The organism is Actinomycetota bacterium (assembly GCA_016700055.1).
Lineage (GTDB): Bacteria > Actinomycetota > Acidimicrobiia > Acidimicrobiales > Ilumatobacteraceae > Kalu-18.
In genome coordinates this window covers 2,258,200-2,275,125 of sequence record CP064997.1, presented here as the reverse complement: position 1 = coordinate 2,275,125, position 16,926 = coordinate 2,258,200, and the positions used below count along the sequence as shown (strand labels likewise).

Sequence of the window (16,926 nt, the reverse complement as noted above, 5' to 3'; positions counted from 1 at the left end):
AGCGCCGTCAGGGGAGCTCGCCGACGTGCGCGAGGGCGAGGCGCAGCAGCCGGTCGTGGCCGCTCGACATCTCGGCGACGAGCTGCTCGCCGACGGCCTCTTGCGGCGTGATCCAGGCGAGGTCGAGGGCGCGCTGGGTCGGTTCGCAGTCGCCGTCGACAGGCACCACGTACGCCAGGCTGACTGCGTGCTGGCGCGGGTCGTAGAAGCCGCTCACGCTCGGGTCGGGGAAGTACTCGACCACCGTGAACGGCGCCGGGTTCAGCGGCACACGCGGCAGGGCCAGCGGCCCGAGATCTTTCTCCAGGTGGCGGATCAGCGCGTCGCGCAGGCGCTCGCCGTACAGCACGCGGCCGCTCACGAACATGCGGCTGATGCTGGCGTCCGCCCCGACACGGAGCAGCGTCCCCACCTTGGTGACGCAGCCACGCGCGTCCACCCGCACCGGTACAGCCTCGACGTAGACGATCGGCAGGTTCGCCCTCGCCTGCTCGATGGCGTCGGCGCTCAGCCACGAGCTACGCGTCTCGATCTGGTCACTCACCGTCGCCGCCTCCACGATCGGGCCATCCCGCAATCGTGTCACGCGCCGGTTCGTCGGGCGCGGTGAGACCCGGCGGGCGCCTGCCGAGAGCAGACACCGACAGGGTGATCGAAGCGACGAGCATCACTGCCGCGATGCGCGCCGCGTGCCAGGCGAGCGAGCGGTCGTTCGGCCACTCGGGGTTGATCATGCCCAGCTCGGGCCCTAGCGGGGGGATCGTCGCCAGCGCGGCGAGCACGATCAGCGCGACGGTGACCGCGCCGATCATGCGGCGCTCCACGAGCCGCCACTTCGAGAGCGCCACCACCGCGGCCGCGAGCACGGCACCGCCCAACCCGGCGATCGCACCCGCGGCCACCACCGCGGCGGTCCACAACAGGATCAGGTCCGCGGGCATCCACGGCCGAGCCTCACGCGGCTGGGCGTCAACCGGGACGCTCGGGCGGCGGCTGCGCGGCCCGACCACTACCAGCGCGACGCACACCCCCAGCCCGGCGAGCATCACGTACAGCAACAGATCAGACGTGCGCTGCGCCGGCACCGACAGCTCGACGTCGGTCCTCCCGCCGGCGGGCAGGGGCCACGCCATCTGGGCGTCGAGCACGATCGGTGGCCCGAGGTCTTCGCCGCCGACCTCCGCCCGCCACAACGTGGACGGCGCCTGTCCCGTGATCAGCGAGGTTCCCTCGCCCGCCTCGACGGTGGCGCGCATGTGGGTGTCAGCTCGCTCCTCGACGGTCACCGAGGGCGCGGCCGCCGCGTCGGGGGCATCACCGGCGGTGAACCGGAAGGTGGAGAACGGCACCGCATCTCCCGAGCCGAGCTCGTGCCATCCCTCTGTGAGGGTGACCGGGCTGCACGCGTCGATGGCAATCGGCGCCCCGGTGAAGAGCGAGGCGGTGAGAGCGAACAACTTGACCCCGAGCGCGGCGCCGTCGAGCGTGGCCATTCCCTCCTCGCACGTCTCGGGGATCACGTCGGGCAGCGCCGGGTTCGCGGTGCGGTCGACGAGCACTTCCAGCACGCTGATCGAGCCGGGCTCACCGGCCGGCGAGGTCGCCTGCACCGTCACGTCGAGCCCTTCGACGAGCGCGGCATCGGCGGCTCCGGTTCCGAATGGCACCGTGACGGCGACGCGGCACGGCGCGCCCGGCTGGCAGCGGGTGGGCAACGCGCGGCGCACGGTGCGTGTCTCGCCGCCCGCACTCACCTGAACCGCGAAGCCGACCGCGTCGAGCAGCCCGACGTCGAGCACCACCTCTACCGTGGAGACCGTCTGCGGTGGCATCGTCACTCGCAGCTCACCGGGCTGCGCGGCGTCGAATCCCCACGACGTGTCCTCCCGGCCGTCGAGGGCCATCAGCGCACTGCCGGCCAGGCTGCCGTCGAGCCGGCTGGGAGACGAGGCGTACTGCGCCAGGTCGAGCAAGCTGGCGAGCTGCTCATCGGACACCTGCGGCGTCGCCTGCACCACGCCGTAGCCCATGAACTCGCGATCGGCCGGTACGCGGAAGCGCCTCTGCAACGAGCTCTCCACCGCCTGGCTGCCACGGACCAGGCGCTCGAACTGAAACGTGGTCGGCGCCGCGACGAGCAGCTCCTCCGTCGCCGGGTCGAGCTCGGCGACGCGGATCACGTCGTCGGGCACCTCGATCCGCTCGACCAGGTCGAGGCCAGGAACGTCGATCTCGTCGAAGCCCCAGGCGCCGGTGCCAACGCCTTCCAGCTCGGTCACCCTCACCTCGAACCAGGTGACCTCCTGGGGCGCGAAGGTCGCTTCTCCAAGACCCTCCTCGTCCAGCTCCACCGGCACTTCGAGCCCGGTGGACAACAGCAGCTCCACACCGGTCACGTCGCGCAGACCGGGCGTGCGCACCGCGTCGAAGGCGATCGAGCCGATCGAGGCCGGTTCGCGCAGGTCTACGCGCAGGCCGTTGGCGGGGGTCAGGGGGGCCAGCACACCGGTCATGAACGCGGACTGCGCCGACCCGTCGAAGGCTGCCGCAGGGCGAAACGGCGGACCGAGGTCGAAGAAGCTCGGTGCGGAGAGGCTCGTGATCGAAGCGGCGTCGCCGTACGAAGTCACGCTCTGGCTCCCGGGCCGCCCGAACAGCGCGCCGGTGTATCCGAGCTTGCTCCCCCCCCGGCCCAAGCCCTCGGTCGACTGCCTGCGGTTCGTGTCGGAGACCACCAACGGGGCACCCTGGGACAGCTCCCCGCGCAGCTCATGAAGCGAAAGGTCCGCCGTGTACCGGATCGGCCCGGAACCGGCGAGCGCGCCGGCGGCCGCGAGCGTCGCCCACGACGTCGCGTCGCCGGATACGAGGAGGGACGGGCCGGCAACCGCTCTCACCGGATCGTCCGGGCCGTCCACCACCTCGTACACCTCGACCGGCGCCAGCTCGAGCTCGCGGAACGCCGCCACGTCGGTGTCACCCTCGCCCACCACGTTCTGCCCGGCATCTCCGAACGTCGCCACCAGGTTCAGGCCTGGATCAGCGCGCAAGCTGTCCAGATACGCGGGCCGGACCACGCCGAAGAGCTCCCAGCGGGTGTCGTTGCGCACGATCACATGGCCGATGCCGAGCCGGCGGGCGATCTCGGCGAACGTGCCAGGCGCGTGGTTGCCGGAGCTGATCCGCTCGCTCTGGGCGCGGATCGCGTCGGCGGTGACTGCCGCGGGCTGGGCGAGCGGGGCGTCGAGCACGAACGGGCTGGCGAGCAGCGATCCGAAGATGTCGCCGTCGGTGGCCGAGCCCCAGCGGTAGACGTCGGCCACGCTGGGCAGCACCATGGTGCGCGTGTCGAGCTCCTGGCTCTCCAGCCAGTCGAACGCCTCGATCCAGTAGTCAGGGACTGCCTCCAGCGTGTCCGGACGGCTGTAGATCTCGCCGGTCCAGATCGGCGAAGCGGTGGTGACGGCAAGGGCGCCCACGGCGGTGGCTGCCCCGAGCACCCGCCACCGCGTACCCGGGCTGCCGACTCGCGGCAACGAGCGCAGCGCCGCCCAGCGGCGGGGTACGGCCCCGGAGAGCCACGCCGCGGCGTAACCGAGCAACACCGCCGTGGCGAGCAGCCAGCCGGCCCCGGCCTTGTAACCGTTGCGCAGCGAGAACGTCCACGGCAGCGAGTCGTACGTCGCGGAGAGAACCCGCCCGATGGGACTCGGCGACTCGATCGGGTGAAGACCGACCATCACCGTCGTCGCCAGCACCAGGATTGCGCCGAAGAGCAGCCGCGGCCGCCAGCGGGACAGCGTCACCACGCATGCGGCGGCGACGACCGGAGCGAACGACGCGAGGATCACCGCCGGACGCTCGAGCAGCGGCAGCAGCCAGAGCTTCAATGGCGGGCCGGTCGGGTTCCAGTAGGTGAGCCAGTTGCCGAGACCGCGCAGGCTCTCCGACCAGCTAGCGGAACGGCCCACCGATTCGGCCGTCTCCGACGTCGAGAGGTTCACGTCGTACCAGGCGGAGAGCAGCCGGGAGCGGTACAGGTCGAACGAGATCACCGGCGCGACCAGCACCGCGACCCGTGCCAGGAACCAGGCCGAGGCCCTCCAGCTCGACTGACCGGTCCAGATCAGGTAGGGCACGAGCAGCAGCAGAGGAAGGGCGGCGAGTACCAGGCCGGGCAAGTTGAGGAACCCGGCGACGGCCACCGCAAGTGCGAAGCATCCTGCCCACCGCCAGCGCGAGGTCGTCGTCGTACCCCGCAGCCACGCGAGGAACAGCCAGGGCAGCACAGCGGCGTTGACGTAGAGCCATGACGGCAGCAAGAACGCAGAGGTGAACGGCGCGGCGATCCACCACAGGCCGGCCACCGCTGGGCCGAGGAGGGTGCGGCCGACGAACTCCCTCGCCACGAGCGCCGCCCCGACGGCACCGCCGGCGACGAGCGTGGCGTGGAAGACCCGTTGGATGAGCCACGGCGCGGCGCCGAGACCGTCGAGGAGAGCGCTGTAGGACCACACGACGATGCCCTGGTAGCCGGGCATGCGCCCGAGGGTCTCGTTCGACGACCAGGTGGTGGTAGCGAGCGACAAGCCCCGGCGGGGGTTCAAGAACTGGATCAGCCGGTTGTCGGGAACCCACGCACCTCGCTCGGCGACGAAGAAGACGACGAAGGCCACTGCCAGCAGCCCGACCACCAGCGGCCACGCCGGGCACAGGGGCTCGCCGGTCTCGGTGGAACGACGCCGCGTCACTTCGGTACCGAACGCGCGGCCAAGGCGTCGGCAGCACCCGCGAAGTGCAGTTCCAGCCGCGCCCGGGCGGCACCGACGGCCTCGACGAGCTCACGCCGGCGGCTGTCCCAGTGCTGTGCCGCCTCCTCCACGGCCTCGACGACAGCTCCCGGGCGGAGACCGGCGACCGCCAGCGGACGGGCTCCGATGGTGTCCGCGAAGTCGTCGCACTTGGTCAGGTAGGAGAGCTGGACATGGGGCGCGAACGTGGCCGCCGAGAGCACGCTCGGGTGGAGGCGCACGTGCAGGCCGACCCGGTGGCGAGAGGCCGCCTCCTGGAACCGCCGCCACGAGGTGGTCACCGGGGCCACCCGCAAGCCGGCGCTACCAACGTGCGCGGCCAGAGCCCGCACCTCGGCCCGGTCGATGGGGTGCACCGGCATCACCGTCGCCTGCCAACCCGCTTGCACCAGGGACGACACGCTCTGCTGCAAGAGCTCGGCGAGGTGGCGCCGCGAAGCTCCGTCAACGCGGTCGACTGCACCCACCGTCACGAGCACCGAGCGCTCCTCGGCCGGCGCCGGCGGTTGCGTCGGACCGAGCAGCAGGGCCGGGTCACCCGCCCAGGGCAGGTCGAGGCCGGCGGCGGCGAGCACCTGTCGCGACCGTGGTCCGCGGACCGAGAGCACCGCCATCTTCGGGGCAAGATCGAGGAGCTGGTCCACCTCCCGCCGCCAAGCTCCGGCGTCGGCGGCGGCGAGCTCGGCGGGGTCCTCGACCCCGACGCCGAGGCCCCACATCGACGCCTCGGGGAACAGCCTGTGCAGCTCACGGAGCCGTCCGCTCCACGGCCAGCGACCGATCAGCGTGCCCCCGAAGAGCACGATCTGGCGCACGTTGCCAAAGCGCTGCGGGCGGGCGGCCAGCAGCGCGGTCAGCCATCGGGGGAAGTCCGAGGCAGCGACGTCGAGCTCCGACCGGGCCCGGAACAGATCCGCGAGGGCCTCGTCGCCGAGATTGCCGAAGCCGAAGTAACCGAGCGCGAGCGCGAAGTCGCGGTCGCGGCGGGCGAGACCGGCGACGAGCCGGGCTCCCGCCGAGCGTCGCCGGACTCCGACGCCGACCTGGCGGACCGCGTCGCCGAGGTGGTTCACTTCGCTCCTGCGGCCCGGCCGCGGAGCTCGGCCCTTTGCATCCACCTCCACCGACGCCGTTCCACCGACGCCCACCACCGGTACCCGATCCCCTCCGGCGGCCGGCTCTTAACGAAGACGTCGAGGTCGTCGGGGAACAGCCAGCCCTCACCGTGGGAGGGCTGCCGCCCGCGCGCGAGGAAGCCGAACGCGCGTGGCAGGGCGTGGGGGTGAAGCACGACGGCAGGGTCGCGAACGACCGCCGCGATGCCGTACCCGACACCTCGCAGGCGGTGGCCGCTGCGCATCGCGCCCGACGCAGCCTGTACGTAGCGGCCGGCCTTCGACCAACGCAGCACCCTCTTCGGGACCCATGGCACCCGCCCGCGCAGCTCACGCAACATCGGCAGCTGCGCGCGGAGGTTGCGCTCCGGGACCGAGGAGAGGCTGCCGCCGACCTGGCGGTAGCCGACGAGCAGGTCGGCCACGACACCGATCTGGCCTCGCTCGGCCACCCGGAGCATCACCGCCAGGTCCTCCGAGACTGGGTGGCCGGGGTCGTAGCAGCCGGACTCGACCATGCTCGAGGTGCGGAACATCACTGCCGAGCCGCCGGGGAAGTAGCGGTACACCATCGGAAGCAGCACCCAGCCGTCGGTCCTGGCCATGGTCTCGCGGTCGAACGGCAGCAGCTCGCCGACGATGCGGTCGTCTCCGTCGATGGATGCCGAGAACGACCACACCGCGGCCAGTTCGCCTGCTCCGGCCCGAAAGCGCGCGAGCTGCCTCGCGGTCTTGTCCGGGTGCCACAGGTCGTCGGCGTCGAGGAGGGCCAGGTACTCCCCCGCCGCTTGCGCGATGCCGGCGTTCCTCGCGCCCGAGACGCCGGTCGGTGGGATCTGCACCAGCCGGACACGCGCGTCCTGCTCGACGTGGCGCTGCACGATCGTCGCGGTCGCGTCGGTCGAGCCGTCGTCGACGACGATCAGCTCCATGTTCGTGTGCGTCTGGGCGCGGGCCGAGCGCAAGGTGCGGTCGATGGTGCACTCTCCGTCACGGACGGCGAGCACCACCGAGACGAGCTCCGGGTCGGGCACCACGGATCGCCTGTCTACCAGAGCACCCGTGCGCCACCTGAGTCACGGCCGACGCGTTCTACGATGATTCGATGGCGAGTGGGCGCACCGAGCTGAGCGTGGTGGTGCCGTTCTACGACGAGATGCACCGCCTCGACGCGACGCTGCCCGCCATCGTCGCGCTCGCCACGGACGACACCGAGGTGATCCTGGTTGACGACGGCAGCACGGACGGCACCGGCGCCGCGCTCGACGCCGCGGCCACTGCCCGGGGAGTACGGGTGGTGCACCTGCTGCGCAACCAGGGCAAGGGCGCTGCCGTGCGCGCCGGGATCGGCGCCTCGATGGGACGAATTGTGATGTACATGGACGCCGACCTGGCCACCGACCTGGCCGACGTGCCGCGGCTCACCGCGGCCCTCGCAGGCGCCGACGTGGCCGTCGGCTCCCGCGCGGCGGCGGCGGCGGACGTGCGCGACGCCAGCTGGGCGCGTACCCACATGGGCATCATGTTCAACCGCGCAGTGAGGCTGGCCACCGGGCTGGAGCTGCTCGACACCCAATGCGGATTCAAGGCGTTCCGCGGCGAGCTCGGCCGAACGCTCTTCGCCCATACGCATGTCGACGGGTTCGCGTTCGACGTCGAGGTGTTGATGCTCGCCCGCGAGATCGGCGCGCGGATGATCGAGGTGCCCGTCGAGTGGACCGAGCAGCCGGGCAGCAAGGTGCGCCTCACCAAGGACCCACTGCTGATGCTGTTCGACCTGGTGCGCATCCGTCGCCGCGTGCGCGCCACGGCGCGGGCGGTCGCGCCAGGGCACTCGCTCACGAGCGTGTCGCTCAACGAGATCTCGTGAGCCGCTCCACCGCCTCGCCGAGCCGGCGGCCCTGAGTGGAGAGCGTGTAACGCTCGTCGACCGCGATGCGGTTGCGCTCACCCCACTCGGCGCCGGCGGGGCCGAGCGCCTGCACCAAACCGTCGGCGACGGCGTCGAGATCTCCCTCGTCGACCACCGGGTTGTACTCCGGCACCACCTCGCCGAGGGCGCCACACCTCGTGACGACCACCGGCAGACCGCACGCCATCGCCTCGATCACCGCGAAGCCGAGCTGCTCGGCCCAGAACGGGCGGGACTCGGGGGCGAGGACGAACGCCGCAGCGCGCCGCAGCTCGTCGGCAACCTCGGATCGCGCCAAGCGGCCGCGAACCTCGAGCCACGGCCGCGCCCTGGCGGCCGCGTCGACGTCGTCACGCAGCGGCCCGTCGCCCACGACGACGAGCCTGAACCCGCCCGGCAGCCGGGCCACTGCGCGATCGGCAGCGGCGATCACGTTCATCACGCCCTTGTCCGCGCGCAGCTCACCGACCGTGATCGCGACCGGCTCGGTCGATCGAGATGGCGGAGGATGGAACACGGCGGTGTCGACACCTGGTGAGACCACCTCGATCCGGGCTCGATCGACGCCGCGGGCCACGGCATGGCGTGCTCCGGCCTCGTTCCAACAGAGCACGCCATCGAGGGTTCGCAGGATGCGTCGCGAATACCACCTCCACGGCGGCAGCCGGTAGAGCGGGTTGTCGTCGAGGATCTCGGTCACGTACACGAGGTGAGGAACCTGCAGGCGCTCCGCGAGCCCGGCAGCCTGGCCGGTGGCCACGCTGAACAGCTCCAACGAGACGACCGCGTCGAGATCGCCGAGGGCCACATCTCCCATCCCGCGCAGCCACGCGAGGGCCGCGGTCCAGCGCCGCGGCGAGCCGAGCCACGGCACGGCGAAGCTGCGCAGAGGGTGCGTGGCGTCGGGGTGAAACACCGGATCGGCCACCACCTGCACCTCGGCACCGGGCACCGCGCGCAAGGTGTCGATCTCGTGCGATGTCTTCGCAGGGGGCAGGACGAGGGCGATGCGCACGGTGGAGGTTTTCAGAAGAAGGCTTGATCTGCCTGCGACCTGCGGTTATCCTGCCACCCAAGTTGACGGGGAGGTAGTGGTGAATCTCAAGACGTGGACAGGGGCGGTGGTGCTCGCTGGCGGGCTCGCTCTCGGAGCCGGCACTTTGACGGCCGGCGCCCAGACGTGCGTGCCCCCGACTGTCGACGCCGCGGACTTCTTCGTCAACGGCGAGCTCGACGTGGCTGCGTACGCAGCGGCCGTCGCGGCGGCCAACGCGGTGTGTGCAGGCACCGGTAGCGGAGGCGGCGTCACGACGCTGCCGGCAACGGGTTCCGACAACTCGACGCTGCTCCCTGTCGCCGTCGGTCTCACCGCACTCGGTGGCGCTCTGGTCGTGTCGACCGCCGTGCGCCGTCGTTCGACGACCACCAGCTGAGCCCGTCGGTTCCAGCGCCACGCAGCGGCGTGGCCCGGTTCGCTGACCCTTCCCGGGACGGCGCCCACCTCCGATGAGTTGGGGTTTTCGCGACCTCGTGCTACCCCTCGCGGTAGCTCTCTTCGCGTTCGCTTTCGCCGTCTTCCACCGCGTTCGCGGTAGCGACAGGGTCGCCATCGGCACAGATCGCGGTGGAGCGAAACCGGCTGGGTTTGCTGCCGTGGCGGCAGGGCTCGCCCTGCTGGCGACATTCGTCGCCTTCGCCCACGAGCCGGGGTGGTACCTGGGGGACAACCGGTTCGTCCACAACTGGGCCCCGCACCGCTCGTTCGCATCGATCTTCACGGTGTGGAACCCCGAGGTGGACCTCGGCGGTCCGACGCAGCACTACCTGCCGGTCACCGACTCGTTCATGATGCTCGTGCGGTCGGTCGGGTTCGAGCCCTGGCTCGCCCAGCGGTTCTGGTTCGCGGCGGTGCTCTGCATCGGAGCCATCGGCACAGCCGCGGTCGCGCGTGCTGCCCTGCCCGGCGCCCGCGCGGAGGCCCTCCTCGCGGGCGCCTGGTTCGTGTGTGCACCGTTCACGTCGGGCTTCTTCTTCCCGACTGCGCTGCTGCTGAACGTCGCGCTGTGCCCCTGGTTCGTGCTCGCGGTGTGGCGTGGCGCGACCACTGATTCGCGCTGGCGGTGGGCGGCGGTGTTCGCGCTCGCCCTCGCCACCGCCGGCTCGCACAACCCGCCGGGGCTGGCCATGGCGCTCGTTCCGGCCGTGATCATCGCCGTCGGCCTCGTCGCCGGGCGCGAGGTGGGCCTGCGCTCGATGCTCTCGTGGTCTGCGCGGGCGCTGGCGCTCTCGATGCTCGCGCTTGCCCCGGTGGTGGTCCGCTCGGTGATGTCGTCGGAGACCCTCGCGCGAAACCTCGGCAGCACCGAGTCGGTCGACGCCGTCAGCCGTTCGTCGAGCTGGGCGGAGAGCCTGCGCGGTCTCGGGTTCTGGCTGCAGTACTGGAACCCGCGGGGACCACTCGTGTTCCCCTACCTGACGGTGTACTTCACGAACTGGTACGTGATCGCGGCCACGTTCGTACCCGTGGCGGTGGCGGTGGCGGCAGTCGTGTTCGGCCGCCGGCGTATCCGGCTGGTGATGGGCGTCGTGCTGGCCGTGGCCGCAGCCGCGATGGTGGGTGCCTACCCGGTGAGCAACCCGGCTCCGCTCGGGTCCGCACTGCGCCGGCTCTACGACGCGAGCCCGGCGCTCTTCGCGTTCAGGAACGTGTACAAGGCCGGTGCCGGGCTCGTCTTGGCCGTCGCCGTGCTGTCCGCCCTCGCGATGAGGGAGCTCCGCGAGCGGAACCGACGGGAGGGGCCGCCGCGTCGGGTGCGAACGGTGCTCGCCGCCGGCGCGATCGCGCTCGTGCTCGTGCCCTCCGGTTGGCCGCTGTTGTCCGGCGACGCGTTCGCGTACGGCCAGCGACTTCACGGCGATGTCCCCGACTACTGGCGCGAGGCGTTCTCGTGGCTCGATGCCCAGCCAGGGGCCGGCCGGGTGCTCGTCCTACCCGGATCGAGCGTGGAGGCCTACCGCTGGGGCTCGGCCGCGGGTGGCGACATCTTCCCCTCGTTGCTCGACCGCCCGGCGATCTTCGCCCAGCCGCTCACTGGCTCGCCGGCCGAGGCCGCGAACCTCACCGTGGCCATCGACCGCTTCGTCACGAGCGGCCGGTACGAGCCGGGCACGCTCGCGCCGATCCTGCGTCGCCTCGGCGTGCAGTACGTGGTCGTGCGCAACGACCTCGACTGGCAGGCGGCCGGTGTGGCCAGGCCCCAGATGTTGCAGGGCCTGCGCGACGACGAGACGCTGGCCTTGACCGAGACCTTCGGCAGGCAGGGCGAGAACGTCACCGGCCCGGACGACGAAACGGCGAGCGCTGACGACGAGCGCCGGCTGCATCCGGTAGAGGTGTTCGTGGTGCCCGGCGTCGACGACGTCGTCCGTGCGGTCACACCGGCGCCTGCCGTGCTCGTGTCCGGCGACGGCGCCGCGTGGTCGGTTCTCGCCCGCTCCGCCGCACTCGACACCCTCGGGCCGATCCGCTACACGGCACCGCTCGACGCCGGCGAGGTCGCGGCCGAGCTCGACGCCGGGGCGTCGGTGGTGCTGAGCGACACCAACCGTCGCCGCCCGCTCGCGTGGGGACAGGAGCAGCGCACTCTCACCGCGCTCGACACGGATCGCGTCGACGACCTGTTCGAGGGTGTGGAGGGCAGCCAGAGCGTGACCACGTTCGGCGACGCGGTGCGCATCGCATACGCCGGGCCTGCATCGCTGTGGGACCCCGGGCTCGCCCACCGGCCATCGGCGGCCTTCGACGGCGACCCGACGACGGCCTGGCTGACCGGGGTCAGTGCCGCCTCGTACGGTCAGGCGGTGCGAGTCGAGCTGGCCGAACCGCACAGCATCGACGAGGTCGGGGTGCGGGTGGCCGTGGTGGACGGAGGCCGCACGGTGTCGAGGGTCGCCGTGGTGGTGCCCGGCGAGGAGCCGTTCGAGTTCGACGTCGAACCGGGCACCGTGAACGCGTTGCGCATCCCGCCCCAGACCACCGACGAGCTCGTGATCGTCCCGTTGGAGGTGGAAGGAGACGGTGGGGGGCCGTTCGGCTTGGCCGAGGTAGAGGTTCCGGGGCTCGACCTTGCCGAGAGGGTCGTCCTGCCCGACGACCTCGCCCGCCTTGCGGACAGCTCACCGGAGGTAGGTGCGCCGCTGGCCGACGCCGCGTTCTCGGTGGAGCTGCAACGGTTGACCGGACTGCCCCGTGACCCCGAGGGCGCCCTGAACCGGAGGTTCCGCCTGCCCGTCGGGCGGCCGTTCGAGCTGCAGGGCTCGCTGCAGGTGACACCCGCCGGCTCCGCGACGGGTGTCGCGCGCCTGCTCCGCAGCGAGCTGTGGATCGACGCCGTCACGTCGGGCATCGCGCCAACCGGCGGCGAACCGGTTCGCGCGTTCGACGGCGACACGGCGACTTCGTGGGAACTGGACTCGGCACCCGTCTCCACGTTCGTCGCGGGCGTCCAGGGGACCAGGGGGAACGACGTTCGCAGCGCCCGACTCGTGCTGCGCGTCGACGGCGGCGCAGATCTCCCCCATCGGCTCGACGTCGCCCGCGGCGACGTGGAGACGCGGCTCGACCCGGCCCGCAGCTGCCGGCGCGGCGGCGAGCAGCAGCGCGGCGAGGTGCGGATCGTCACCATCGCCGGCGAGGCCACCTGCAGCGTGGAGCTGACCTGGCCTGCGGGCGCGCCGCTCGCCGACAACATCTCGTTCACCGTCTCGCCGACCACCCTCGATTCGGCCAGCGGCTGGTCGATGACCATCGCCGAGGTGGAGCTGAACGACCGAGCGAATGCACTCGCCTACCGGGCGGACGAGTGCAGGGAGGACCTGGTCGTGCTGGACGGCCGGACGGTCGGTGTGAGACCGCTCGGCGCGCTGTCCGAACTGCTGGCGGGGACGCCGGTGGCGATCGAGGCGTGCACCGCGTTGGAGCTGTCGAGCGGGTGGCACGAGCTCTCGACGGTGCCCGGTCTGCCCCTCGACTGGGCCCGCTTCGTCGCCACCGACGGAAGGGAACCGGTACCGGCTTCGGCCGTCGAGGTGGAGGTCGTCGAGCGTGGCGCCGTCGAGCACACCCTGCGCCTCGACGCTCCCGCCGGCACGAGGGTAGTCCTCGGCCAGGCCTACTCCCCCGGGTGGCGAGCGTCGACGGAATCGGGAACGCTCGCCACACTGTCGTTGGACGTGCAGGCGGGGTGGGTGCTGGCCGAGGGCGGCCCACAGGAGATCCGCGTCGGCCAGGCGAGCCAGGCGTTGTTCGCTCGCTCCGCCGACGTCGCGCTCGCCACCCTCGGCGTGCTCGTCGCGCTGGTCATCGCCGACCCCCGGCGCGCGGCGTTGGCCCGGGTGACCGGCGCTCGCCGCCAGGTGGTGCCGGGTTGGCTGGTGCCTGCCAGCCTCGCGGCCACGCTGGTGTTCGCGACGCTGGTGGGCGGATGGCCGAGCCTGCTCGTCGTCGCCGTCGCCGTCGTGTGCGTGGAGCGAGGCTGGCTCAGCTCCACCGCGATCGGCGCCGCCGCCGTCGCGCTGGTGGTGCTCGCCGCCCTGGCGACCATCCCACCGCTCGGGCCTCCGCTGGAACCGGTGTGGCCGCTGTGGCCCGCGCAGCGCGGCCTTGCGCACCACAGCGCCAGACTGGCGGTGTTGCTGACGCTCGTGTGCATCTCCGGCGTCGTCGCCGAGATGCGCCGGTCCGGTACTGTCGAGCCTCGTGCTCGGGACGAGTCGGCGCCACCGTGACGCCCCGGGCGCCGCCACCGAGCAAGGCCGGCGCCTGCGCGACAGCGCCATCCTCCGTGGCTCGTCGGTGCTCACTGCGTCGGTGCTCGTCATCGCTGCGGGAGGTGCGCTCTTCTGGGCCATCGCCGCGCGGGTGACGACGAGCGACAACGTCGGTCGCGTCGCCGCCCTCGCCAGTGCCATCGCCTTTCTCACCTACCTCTGTGCCCTCACGCTGGTGCCCGCCGTAGCTCGGTTCGGGGTGACGCCCGGCCACCCGGCGCGGGTGGTCCACAACCTCACCCTGGCGGTGTCGATGCTCGCCGCCGGTGCTCTCGCCATCGGCGTCGCGACCGTCGTCACGGTCGCCGGAATCGAACAGCTCGAGCCGCTGCAGTCGGTGCCCGGTGCACTCGCGTTCGCGGCCATCGCTGCGGGAGCATCGGGGACGATCCTGGTGGAGATCCGCCTGCTCGGGCAGGGCCGCTACGGGTGGATCATCGCCCGCTCGGCAGCAGTCGCGGTGACGAGCGTGCTCCTCGTCGCGGTCGTGTGCCGTGGCGACGACCCGCTGCCGTACTTCCTGGCGGGAACCGGCGTCGTCGCCCTCTCCGGCCCGGTCGTCTGGCTGTTGGCCGAACGCCACGACCCGCAGCGGTTCGCGTTAGGTCCGTTCCCGCCCGACGCCAGGTCGATCGTCGGCTACCTCGGGCTGACCGTGGCGGGGACACTCGTCGCCAGGGCCGCGCCGACGTCGTTGCCGCTGCTCGTCGCGCTGGCCGTGAGCTCGGACGAGAACGCGAAGTTCTTCCTGGCCTGGAACATCGCCCTGCTGATGTACGTGATCGCCCAGAACGTGGCCACCACGCTGCTCGCCGACGCCGGGCGCACGTCGCCGCTCGCCGAACAGACCCGTCACGCTCTAGTGCTCGGTCTGGTGCTGTCGAGCGCGATGGCAGTCGTCACGCAGCTCGGCGCGACCCTCGTCGAGAGCGTGTACGGCGGCGACTACGAAGACTCCGTCGCCGTCATCCGCGTCCTGTCGATCGCCGCCATCCCGATGGCCTGCTTCGCCGTCGCGAACGCGGTGGCCAACGTCAGGCACCTGTCGCGGATGATCCTCGCGCTCCCCTTGATCCTCGTCACCGCGGTGCTGCTGCCCGTGTTCGTCATGTGGCGCAGGCTGACGATCATGCAGGCGTCGGTGGCCTGGCTCGCCGGCGCGACGCTGGCCGGGCTGGCCGGCCTTGCCCTGCTGTGGTGGATTCGCGACCGGCCGTTCGCGCCGGCCGTAGCGGCACACCTCGACGCCGGGCCGTCGGCGATGGGGGTCTGAGCAGATGAAGCTGGTCATCCACGCCTGGCGTGACCTCGCCCACCCGCAGGCGGGGGGTTCGGAACGCCTCGTCGACCAGCTCGCCACCGGCCTCGCCGGACGCGGGCACGACGTGCAGCTCTTCTGCGGCGGGCCGGTCGGCACCGCCGCTGCCGGCGCGGGCGACAGCGACCAGCGCGGCCGTTCGTACGCGGCCCGTGATGCCGGGGGCACCTACTCGCAGTACCTGCGCATGCCGTTGCTCGACCGGCGCCATGCCCGCGGCGCGGATCTGGTGCTCGACGTGGCGAACGGCGCCACCTACTGCACCCCGCTCTGGCGCCGCGGCCCAACGGTGCTGCTCGTGCACCACGTGCACACCGAGCAGTGGCCGCTCACCTTCCCCCGACCGATCGCGGCTGCCGGGAGCTGGTTCGAACGCCGCCTCGTTCCGTTCGTCTACCGGAACTGCCTCGTCGTCGCCGTCTCGCCGTCCACCGCGCAGGCTCTCGGTCAGCTCGGCTTCCGGGAATCGCAGATCCGCATCGTGCCGAACACGATCGACGCACCGCCCCCCGGCGCGGCAGCGGCGCGCTCGACCGAGCCGCTCTTCGTCGCCCTCGGGCGACTCGTGCCGCACAAGCGGATCGAGCTGTTGCTCGACGCGTGGGAGCACGTGCGTCCCGTCGTCGGTGGACGCCTGGTGGTGATCGGCGACGGGCCTGAGCGAGCCCGCCTCGCGGCACGAGCGGGCGAGGGTGTAGAGCTCGTCGGGCGCGTCGACGACGATCACAAGCACCGCCTGCTGGCCGAGGCGTGGCTGCTGGTGCACGCCGCGAGCCACGAGGGGTGGGGCATCGCGATCACCGAGGCCGGCGCGCACGGCACCCCCGCCCTCGCCTTCGACGCACCGGGTGTGCGTGACGCGATCGTCGACGCCGTGACGGGGCGTCTCGTGACCAGCCCCGACGAGCTCGCCAAGGTCTGGGTCGAGCTGGCCGGCGACAGGGCGCAACTCGGCGCCTACGGCGAGGCGGCACGCGGGCGGGCCACCGAGCTGGACGTGAACCACACCGTCGATCTGTTCGAGGAGGTCGCGTTGGAAGCCATCGCCCGCGGACCGAGGGGGAGGTCGCAGTGAGCGGCCCACGTCGGGACTTGCGCCGTACCGCCGAGCTGTTCTCGGCCTTCCGGGCCGAGCGCCACGATCCCGCCCGGCTCTACACGATGATGGCGCGCGACGTGGTGGCCACGGTGGCGCATTGGCAGGCGGTCCGTGGCGCGGACGTGCTCGACGTGGGCGGCGGCCCGGGCTACGTGGCCGACGCGTTCGACGATGCCGGGGCGACTTGCGTCACCGTCGACCCGTCGTCGGCGGAGCTGGCCTTGCACGGGCGCTCCGCACAGCGCGCGATCGTCGCCGACGGCCAGCGCTTGCCGTTCGCCGACGCCACGTTCGACGTCGTGCACTGCTCCAACGTGTTGGAGCACGTCCCCGCGCCGCGACTCCTGCTCGGCGAGCTCGGGCGCTGCTGCCGGCCCGGCGGGGTCGTCTACCTCTCGTTCACGAACTGGCTGTCACCGTGGGGTGGCCACGAGATCTCTCCGTGGCACTACTTCGGTGCCGAGCGCGCGGTACGCAGGTACGAGGCACGCGGCGAAACGGTGAAGAACGTGCCCGGCGAGAGCCTCTACCGGCTGAGCATCGGCGAGGTCGTCCGCTGGATCCGCGACGACGACGCCCTCAGCCTGCTTTCGCTGGCGCCGCGGTACTACCCGTCGTGGGCCCGAGCCGTCGTTCGCCTGCCCGGGGCGCGCGAGGTGCTCACGTGGAACCTGGAGGCTGTCATGCGACGCACCGCCTACGCCTCCACCCACGATCCGCACCCGTGAAGCTGGTCTCCCGTGCGGTTGCCGCAGGCGAGCGCGGCGTCGTCGCCTCCGGACGGCTGCGGGTGCGCTGGGTGCGTCGCCACGACGGGTCGTTCCTGGCCGGGCTGCTGAAGC

11 protein-coding genes are annotated in these 16,926 nt (G+C 72.0%); 6 read left to right on the top strand and 5 right to left on the bottom strand.

What is annotated here, in order from left to right; genetic code table 11:
• Positions 1–7 precede the first annotated feature (7 nt).
• From IPM43_11045 to IPM43_11030, 4 genes are read right to left on the bottom strand one after another with little or no spacing between them, the layout of a single operon-like run.
• Positions 8–544, bottom strand: a complete 537-nt coding sequence (locus IPM43_11045; protein QQS23953.1) for an NUDIX hydrolase family protein — start codon at positions 542–544, stop codon at positions 8–10.
• Positions 537–4,751 carry a DUF3367 domain-containing protein gene (locus IPM43_11040; protein ID QQS23952.1) on the bottom strand — a complete coding sequence of 1,405 codons (4,215 nt, stop codon included), beginning with the start codon at positions 4,749–4,751 and terminating at the stop codon, positions 537–539. Before IPM43_11040 ends, IPM43_11045 begins: the two co-directional genes overlap by 8 nt.
• Positions 4,748–5,884 (bottom strand): polysaccharide pyruvyl transferase family protein, encoded by a 1,137-nt coding sequence (locus tag IPM43_11035; GenBank protein QQS23951.1) that lies wholly within the window; start codon positions 5,882–5,884, stop codon positions 4,748–4,750. The genes IPM43_11040 and IPM43_11035 overlap by 4 nt, the downstream gene beginning before the upstream one ends.
• A complete protein-coding gene (locus tag IPM43_11030) occupies positions 5,881–6,963 on the bottom strand; it encodes a glycosyltransferase family 2 protein (protein QQS23950.1) in 1,083 nt (360 codons plus the stop codon). Before IPM43_11030 ends, IPM43_11035 begins: the two co-directional genes overlap by 4 nt.
• A 68-nt stretch (positions 6,964–7,031) precedes the next feature.
• Between IPM43_11030 and IPM43_11025 the strand changes: the two genes are divergently transcribed.
• Positions 7,032–7,796: a glycosyltransferase gene (locus tag IPM43_11025; protein ID QQS23949.1), complete on the top strand. Its 765-nt coding sequence runs from the start codon at positions 7,032–7,034 to the stop codon at positions 7,794–7,796.
• Here IPM43_11025 and IPM43_11020 read toward each other — a convergent pair.
• On the bottom strand, positions 7,780–8,853 hold the full coding sequence (locus IPM43_11020; GenBank protein ID QQS23948.1) for a glycosyltransferase: 1,074 nt from the start codon (positions 8,851–8,853) through the stop codon (positions 7,780–7,782). The genes IPM43_11025 and IPM43_11020 overlap by 17 nt on opposite strands.
• 79 nt (positions 8,854–8,932) lie before the next feature.
• On the opposite strand from IPM43_11020, the gene IPM43_11015 reads away from it, so the two are divergent.
• The 5 genes from IPM43_11015 (at position 8,933) to IPM43_10995 (ending at position 16,812) form a co-directional block, all read left to right on the top strand.
• Positions 8,933–9,271: an LPXTG cell wall anchor domain-containing protein gene (locus IPM43_11015; protein ID QQS23947.1), complete on the top strand. Its 339-nt coding sequence runs from the start codon at positions 8,933–8,935 to the stop codon at positions 9,269–9,271.
• Between the two features lie 220 nt (positions 9,272–9,491).
• Positions 9,492–13,625, top strand: a complete 4,134-nt coding sequence (locus tag IPM43_11010; protein ID QQS23946.1) for a DUF3367 domain-containing protein — start codon at positions 9,492–9,494, stop codon at positions 13,623–13,625.
• Positions 13,597–14,940: a hypothetical protein gene (locus IPM43_11005; GenBank protein ID QQS23945.1), complete on the top strand. Its 1,344-nt coding sequence runs from the start codon at positions 13,597–13,599 to the stop codon at positions 14,938–14,940. Before IPM43_11010 ends, IPM43_11005 begins: the two co-directional genes overlap by 29 nt.
• A 4-nt stretch (positions 14,941–14,944) precedes the next feature.
• Entirely contained in the window at positions 14,945–16,060 is a 1,116-nt protein-coding gene (locus tag IPM43_11000; GenBank protein QQS23944.1) for a glycosyltransferase family 4 protein, read from the top strand.
• Positions 16,057–16,812, top strand: coding sequence for a class I SAM-dependent methyltransferase (locus IPM43_10995; protein ID QQS23943.1), 756 nt, complete (start codon positions 16,057–16,059; stop codon positions 16,810–16,812). Before IPM43_11000 ends, IPM43_10995 begins: the two co-directional genes overlap by 4 nt.
• Positions 16,813–16,926 lie beyond the last annotated feature (114 nt).